Genomic DNA, 4,246 nt, shown 5'->3' with positions numbered 1-4,246 from the left:
TCTTCCATGGCATTGGTTTCCTTCCAAGTCATTGAACCAACTCCCTTCTTCTCGTTGGTTCTTAGTATCGACTTGTGTAAACCATCTGCCCGGTCTATTTTGTAAAGGATGTGCCCGGTTCATACACACCTAACCTCCCCCAGGCTTGGGGGAGGAATAATAGAGTTTTGCAAGAGGCTCAAAAGATAGAAAACCCATTCACCGGCTTGGAATGGGTATTTCCACAGTCCGGCAAGATGCCAGCGCTCCCAGGCTGCGTAACATGAGTTACTTATAGTAATCGGGAAGCTTGGCGGCGCGAGAAAGTCCAATAGAATGAATTGAAGCAGCGGACGAACGAAGCGACGAACGGACTCTAACAGCGTGCGGATACTTCATATTTATAAAGATTGTTATCCGCCGGTATGCGGCGGGATCGAAATCGCCATCCATCGCATCATCGAAGGCACCCGCGACGCCTGCGATGAGATCAAAGTTTTGATCTGCAGCCGCAGCCGCAAATCGGAGTTCGCCGAAGTCGAGGGCGCGCCCGTCTATAAGGCGGGCGAGTGGGGACGGTTTCTTTCAGCGCCGGTTTCGCCTTATTTTCCCTATTGGCTGAAGCGGTTGGACGCGGATATTCTTCATTACCATTTGCCCAATCCCACCGCCGTCATTTCTCATCTGATTGCGCGGCCCAAGGGCAAAGTCATCGCCCATTACCACAGCGACATCGTGCGGCAAAAGCGATGGATGAAACTCTACGGCCCGTTTCAGAACGCTTTTTTGCGCCAGGCGGATAGGATCATCGTCACTTCGCCCAATTACCTGGAAACGTCCGAAACCTTGCAGCCCTTCCGCGATAAATGCGAAGTAGTTCCCTTCGGCGTCAATATGACCCGCTTCTCCTCCAACAACGAGATCGAGGATTCGGCGCAGGCGATCCGGCGGCGCTACGGCATGGGATTGGTGCTTTTCGTCGGCATCTTGCGCTATTACAAAGGGCTTCATGTTCTTATCGAAGCCATGAAGCAGGTCAACGGCAAACTGTTGATCGTCGGCGAAGGCCCATTGCTTCCCGAACTGGTGGAGAATACGCAAAAACTGCCTTACGCCAACAAAATCGCTTTCGTGGGGCGGGTGGAATCCGTGGTTCCTTATTATTACGCCGCCGATCTATTTTGCCTGCCTTCGATCTACCGCGCGGAAGCGTTCGGTTTGGTGCTGCTGGAAGCGGCGGCCTGCGGTCTGCCGCTGATCTGTACGGAACTGGGAACAGGGACGTCCTACATCAATCAGAACGGCATCACGGGAATCGTCGTCCCGCCCAACGATCCCCAGCCGCTGGCGGGGGCGATCAACCTTTTGTTGGAAAATTACCCCCTGCGCTTCCGGTACGGCAGCGAGGCGCGGCGGCGGATATCCTCGATATTCAGCCAGGAAGAAATGTCGCGGAAAATCTTGCGGATTTACGAATCGGTCCTGGGGTGACGGAATGATGCGGCGCGAAAAATCTCTTTATCGGCTGCCTTTCTTATTAGCTGCTTTCTACATCGTATTCCTTACGCCCTTGATGGGAAGAAAACATGGTTATACGGTCGACGCTACGCCTTCTTACAAATTAACGAAAACCATTGTGGAAGAAGGCCGACTTTTTCCCGCCATCGCCGTCAAGCAGGGATATGTCTATTCCATCGTCTATCTTCCCTTTTACTTTTTGGGCGACGGCTTGCAGCGGCTTTTCCCCGGAATCGAAGCGGATTGGATGCGGCGCAAATGCTTATGCTGGATGAATACCGTCCTCACCGGCGCGACGGTGGGCTTGCTTTCGCTGACGATTCTGCGGTTGGGGTTTTCTCGCAAAGCACAAATCGCCGTCCCTATCTTGTATGGCTTTTCCACGCTGGCGTTCGCCTATGCGCGCTACGACTACAACAAATGCCTCGCCGCCTTACTGCTGCTTTCGTCTTTTTACGGCTTTCTATTGCTGCGGCGGGATGGACGAATAAGCGGCGTGTGGATGTGCGGTGTTTCGTTGGGATTGTTGGCCATGTTGAGGTTGGAGATGATGGCCGCCGTTCCGATCTACGGCATTGGCTTGGTTCTATCAAAGAAGGATTTTTGGCGCAACGGCAAGAAATTGGCGGCGTTGGCGGTTCCGTTGTTTTTAGGAGTCGTTTTCGTATTCGTTTATAACCATTTTTATTGGAGCGGCGAGGTTTCCGGGGGCTACGAGGGACAATTCCACTTGAATCCATTCCCCGCGTTGTTCGGCTTCTTGTTTTCTCCGGGAAAGAATATTTGGTTTTTCAATCCGATCCTGCTTTTTCTGCCGTTGAGCGTCCGCCTGTTTCGGGAAAAAACAGAAGACGTTTTTTGGGTTTGGCTGGGTCTCTTGTTAAGTCTATTGGTTTTATATTGCTGTTGGGGCAATTGGTGGGGTGGATGGGGATTCGGACCGCGCCATCTAGTTCCCTTGCTGCCTTTGGCGGTTTTACCGCTGGCTGGTTTAGTAGATAAAGACGATCGGCCATCTTGGCGTTTACTGATGTTTTTAGGCGCGCTGGGTTTTGTCGTGCAAATACTAGGATCGGCGATCGACTTTAACGACGTCATCATGACCTTGATGAAAGCCGGGATTTCGGAAGAGGCATTGATTTGGAATCCCCTATGGAATCCCATCGCGCAACATGCGTTGTTTCTCAAGCATCTGCCTTACAGCCGCTGGGATTTCGGATGGATGGGATTGGGACAAATTCTTTCGCCCATAACGCTGACGGTTTTCATTTTGGTTTGGATTGGAGGATTAGGTTTCATCGCCTGGATGGGATTGAAAACAAAGAAAAATGAAGAGAATGGCGAATAAGAGGTTTCGTTCGATTCTATTTTTCTCTACCGCATAATATAATTCTCATATTAATTGGATTTAATGTTATAGTAATCATTGGCGGGCTTCGCTTCGCTATTAGCCCACCCCTTATTTTGATTGCATGGATTCAAGTGCATCTTGGTTGGAGCGTTGTATGTCCACACAAAACAAATCGGTCGATTTAGATAGAGTAAACGAGCGAACATCCGTTTTCATTCTGGGCGGCGGGCAAGGATCGCGGCTTTATCCCCTTACTAAGGCGCGAGCGAAACCGGCGGTGCCCGTTGCCGGGAAATTCCGGCTCATCGACTTGCCGGTCAGCAACTGCCTGCATTCCCGCCTGGATCGGATTTACATTTTAACCCAGTTCAATTCCGATTCGCTGCATCGGCATATCAGCCAAACCTACCGCTTCGACGTTTTTTCGAAAGGCTTCGTCCAGGTTTTGGCGGCGCAGCAAACGCCGGAGAATCAAAATTGGTATCAAGGAACGGCGGACGCCGTGCGCCACGCTTTGCGCCGGTTCGTGCGTCGCAAACCGGAGCACGTATTAATCCTTTCCGGCGATCATCTTTACCGGATGGATTACCGCCAGTTGCTGCGGACGCATGTGAAAACGGATGCGGACGCGACCATATCCGTTTTGCCCGTTTCCCGCAACCACTGCAAGGAATACGGCATTCTTCAAGCGGACGATCAGGGGAAAATCGTCTCCTTTTTCGAGAAACCGAGCGATAGCGAACTGTTGGACCGCCTGCGGGTTCCTCCCGTCGTTTTCGACAACCAAGGCGTTTCTTCGAGCGGACGGGATTATATCGCCTCGATGGGAATTTACGTTTTCCGCACGGACGCCTTGATCGAAGCGCTGAACGAGCATCAAGGCTCCGATTTCGGCAAGGACATCATCCCCGCTCTTTTGGAAGAGAAGCGCGTCTTCGCCCATTTTTTCGACGGGTATTGGGAAGATATTGGAACCATCCGCTCCTTCTATCACGCCAACCTGGCGTTGACGGAAGAGCTGCCGCAATTCAACTTTTACGATGAAACCGGATTGGTGTATACTCGTCCCCGCTTTCTTCCTGGCGCCAAGATCAATGACGCCAATATCCATTCCTCGCTGATCTGCGACGGTTCGATTATCATGGGCGCCGTCGTGAAAAACTCCATTATCGGATTGCGCGGCATCGTGGCGGAAAACGCCCAGGTCTATAACACCGTCATGATGGGGGCGGATTATTACGACAGCCCCGGCGTGGCGCAGGAAGACATTCCCCCCGGCGCCCCGGCGCTGGGCATCGGCCCGCGATCGATCGTGCAAGGCGCTATTGTCGACAAGAACGCCCGCATCGGATCGGACGTGCGCATCACCAATCCCAGCCGGATCATGGAAGCGGACGG

Annotated in this window: 3 protein-coding genes; all 3 read left to right on the top strand. The window is 52.4% G+C overall.

Annotated features, from left to right (window positions below; genetic code table 11):
* Positions 1-363 precede the first annotated feature (363 nt).
* Positions 364-1,470, top strand: a complete 1,107-nt coding sequence (locus AB1656_26220; GenBank protein MEW6238895.1) for a glycosyltransferase — start codon at positions 364-366, stop codon at positions 1,468-1,470.
* 4 nt (positions 1,471-1,474) lie between these two features.
* The gene (locus AB1656_26215; GenBank protein MEW6238894.1) at positions 1,475-2,845 is read left to right on the top strand and encodes a hypothetical protein; all 1,371 of its coding nucleotides are present in this window, start codon (positions 1,475-1,477) and stop codon (positions 2,843-2,845) included.
* 157 nt (positions 2,846-3,002) lie between these two features.
* The coding region (locus AB1656_26210; protein ID MEW6238893.1) for a glucose-1-phosphate adenylyltransferase at positions 3,003-4,246 on the top strand (1,244 nt) is incomplete at its 3' end.

The organism is Candidatus Omnitrophota bacterium, from assembly GCA_040755155.1.
Classification (GTDB): domain Bacteria; phylum Hinthialibacterota; class Hinthialibacteria; order Hinthialibacterales; family Hinthialibacteraceae; genus JBFMBP01.
Note: the sequence above shows the minus strand (reverse complement) of the source record. Positions and strands in the feature narration are given on the sequence as shown.

Bases quoted from the DNA above. Each gene is read 5' to 3' on its own strand.
- AB1656_26215 (MEW6238894.1), top strand. From the start codon at position 1,475: ATGATGCGGCGCGAAAAATCTCTTTATCGGCTGCCTTTCTTATTAGCT.